This is a genomic window from Runella sp. (genome assembly GCF_027484545.1).
Lineage (GTDB): Bacteria > Bacteroidota > Bacteroidia > Cytophagales > Spirosomataceae > Runella.
In genome coordinates this window covers 1-2,580 of record NZ_JAIXST010000168.1, presented here as the reverse complement: position 1 = coordinate 2,580, position 2,580 = coordinate 1, and the positions used below count along the sequence as shown (strand labels likewise).

Below are 2,580 nucleotides of genomic sequence, written 5' to 3'. Positions count from 1 at the left end.
GGCGTAAGTGCGGCCTGGGCAGCGAATGTGATTACCATTAGCGGTACGCCCACCGCATCGGGCACCTTTAGCTACAGCATCCCATTAACGGGCGGCTGCAGTTCGGTCAATGCCACGGGAACGATTACGGTTACCCCAAACAAAACAGCAGGTGCAGCCTCTTCCACACCAACACTTTGTATCAATACGGCCTTAACCAATATCACGCATGCCACCACTGGTGCTACCGGCATCGGCACCGCGACCGGATTACCGGCCGGCGTAAGTGCGGCCTGGGCAGCGAATGTGATTAGCATTAGCGGTACGCCCACCGCATCGGGCACCTTCAGCTACAGCATCCCATTAACGGGCGGCTGCGGTACGGTGAATGCCACAGGAAGCATTACGGTCAATCCCGCGCCCACGGCGATCATTGCCACTTCTGGTACAGTTTGTCTTCCAACGGTTACTTTCACGGGCGCCAACGGCACAGCCCCCTACACCTTTACCTATAAAATAGGGGATGGCGTTCCTACGACCGTCAAGACTACTGATGGTAATTCGGTCAGTGTAACCCCCAATACTACGGGTGCATCCACTTATACTTTATTGAGTGTCAAAGACGACAATAATTGTGGTCAAGTTCAAGGTGGTTCAGTCACTGTTACCGTACTTACCCGCATCGTTGGCGGTATTATTGTTTACAACGGTAATCCTTATTGTAGCAACGGCGGTACGGCTACGGTTACGGTTACCGCACCCGCAGGTGGGGTTTATAGCACCGATGCCACGGGTCTTTCTATCAATGCCAGTACAGGTGCGGTCAACTTAGCGGCTACTACGCCAGGGACTTACTTGGTCCAATACGCCTATACTGACACTTGTAACCAATCAGCCACCACGACGGCTGTCATCACCATCACGGCAGCTCCCACGGCCACGATTGCCTATTCAGGTACGCCTTATTGCGCCAACGGCGGCACAGCCAGTGTGACCCGCACGGGAAGCTCGGGAGGTACGTTTAGCTCCACGGCAGGACTGGTGATTGATGCCACCACGGGCGCAATTGACTTAGCGGCCAGCACCCCTGGCACTTACTTGGTGACCCTAACCATTGCCGCGGCCAACGGCTGCGCCGAGTTTAAGACCACGGCTAACGTAACTATTCAAGGTGTTTTGGCTGCTCCGACGATTTCAAGTAATCCATCCACTTCGGTTTGTGCGGGAACGGAAGTGTTACTTTTTACCAACTGCCCGCAGGGTTCTACCGTGCTTTGGAGTAATGGTTCTACCGCCACGGTGCTAGCTTTAAACGCCAACAATCCAAGCTCGCAAACCCTCACGGCTAAGTGCCAACAGAAAGGCTTCTGCGAAAGTACCTCCAGTGCACCTTACAGCATAGAATGGATTTCGACTTTTAGCCTCACCCCCATCAACATCGGTCAATCTCAATCGGGCATCAAAGCTATCAACGACAAATCAGCCTGGAGCAGTCAGTTCATCACCCCCGATGCAGGGCCAACGCTGGAATACAGCACCCAAGCCAACCCGACGATTTACTATTCGGAGAATATGAACAAAACCGCGCCGCGTTACTGGACAATTCACGCCGAAGCTTGTGCTTTAGGCACAGCAGGTTCATTGACTTTCGATATGCTGGCAACCCCTGAAGTTGGGGTGATACGTTCTTATAACACCCACGAGAACAACGCGCCCTATCTGATGTACGCCAACCGAGCGGGTTTCACCGAGTTGTACGCCCAAAATCACCCTGTTTACGGTTTCTTCTTGGACGACGGTAGTGGGGGTAACTTGTATGACGTAGGCTTACCGAAAGGTTCTTACAAATTAGGCATTCGCTACTGGGATCAGAAGGGGCAGGGCAGTATCTTCCCCGCCACGCGTCAGCCGCAAGGCAATGTGCTGGCTTACCAAGAGTTTTGGTTTAGAATTCAATCCAAAGATGGGGTAGGTAAGGGCGCAGCCAGAGTAGCTGCGGATAACGGCCAACGGACAACGGATAACGGGCTCTTTGCCCAAGTAATGCCCAACCCTGTGGCTCAAACCCTGCATCTAAAAGTAACCGACACCAAAGGCCAAAAAGTAAACGTAAGCCTACTAGATGCTTCGGGACGGATGCTGTTGCGACGCGCTTTTGTACCCGAGACCAACGCCCACCAAGAGGAGTTAAATGTCAGCGAGATTACGAATGGCATGTATTTCTTGCGGGTACATACCGCTGAGAAGCAAGCGACCTTGAAGTTCGTGAAGGTGGAGTAAAATTTGAGTTGGAAAGGCGTGATTCGACGGGGCTGATTCTGATGGAAGTAGCCCCGTTTTATTAAGTTATCGAAAAATATCGCTGAAGCCAATAATCGTTTTCACCAAACGATTATTGTTCAAAAATCAAGGGTAATAGTTCATTTTGAGGTAAGGGCGTCTCTAAAAATCAGTAAATTTATATAATAGACTGATATTCAGTATATTTGTATATGAAGAGATTTAAAAGACATAGAGATTTTGGTTTATTTGATACAGCCTTTCGGATTGAAAAATTGATAAAATTAGGAGACCCTTTGCACAGGTTGGCAGCAGGAGTAG

The 2,580-nt window shown here is 50.7% G+C and carries 1 protein-coding gene; it reads left to right on the top strand.

Annotated elements, in window-relative coordinates; genetic code table 11:
• Positions 1-1,551: 1,551 nt before the first annotated feature.
• Positions 1,552-2,259, top strand: coding sequence for a T9SS type A sorting domain-containing protein (locus Q0081_RS31895; protein WP_409034070.1), 708 nt, complete (start codon positions 1,552-1,554; stop codon positions 2,257-2,259).
• Positions 2,260-2,580 lie beyond the last annotated feature (321 nt).